The sequence below is a fragment of the Prevotella sp. MGM1 genome (assembly GCF_002933775.1).
GTDB lineage: Bacteria > Bacteroidota > Bacteroidia > Bacteroidales > Bacteroidaceae > Prevotella.
The window spans coordinates 1-680 of record NZ_BEWV01000029.1; the positions used below are offsets into that span (position 1 = coordinate 1).

A 680-nucleotide genomic window follows, 5' to 3' on the forward strand; every position below is an offset into this window, starting at 1 on the left:
TCCTACCGTCGGACGGGCGGTGCAAAGTCATACACCAAGAACAAAGGGAAGCGCCAGAAAAGACAGCCGAAAAGCCAGTATGTGCATTTCAAGGGCATACGCCTGAGCAAAGGCGAGCCCGGCAAATGGTATGTACCCAAGTGCATAGGCGTGGCCGACCCCAAGACTGACTCCAACCTGATAGGCAAGGAGCTGCCGACGCTCTGCGCGTCGCTTTTCTATGTGGGTACAGGTGGCTTCTACCGCATACAGGGCAACCGCAAAAAAATAGTGCTGAAAACGACCAAGAACACCAAAGGAACGTGCCACAAGGCTTATGCGCCTATCGGCGTACAGATAGCCAGGCTCAAGCCCACGGGGGGCAAGGACAGCGGCGGCGAGATAGTGCGCATGAAATACCGCATAAGCCAGTATAAATCCAAAGTGTTAGGGCCTCAAACGGCAACTTATTCGTTTCTCCGCACTTTCTCGCTTGACTAATCAATCGATAAATAAGGGCATAAAAAAAGTGGGGTGATGAACTCCACTTTTAAGTCCCTGCGGTCGAAACACATTGTACGCACATCAGGACAGAATAAAAATTTTGATACTGTCGGACTGTTCAACATCGTTCGGTGGCATCTTCGCCACGCGGAGAAGAACAGCAAGCAAAGGGACCCAAAGGTTGAAATACCCTATGA

Annotated in this window: 1 protein-coding gene; it reads left to right on the top strand. The window is 50.9% G+C overall.

The window, feature by feature from the left end; genetic code table 11:
- On the top strand, positions 1–480 hold a 480-nt coding region (locus tag MoGM_RS12885; RefSeq protein ID WP_158249526.1), incomplete at its 5' end, for a hypothetical protein.
- Positions 481–680: the final 200 nt, after the last annotated feature.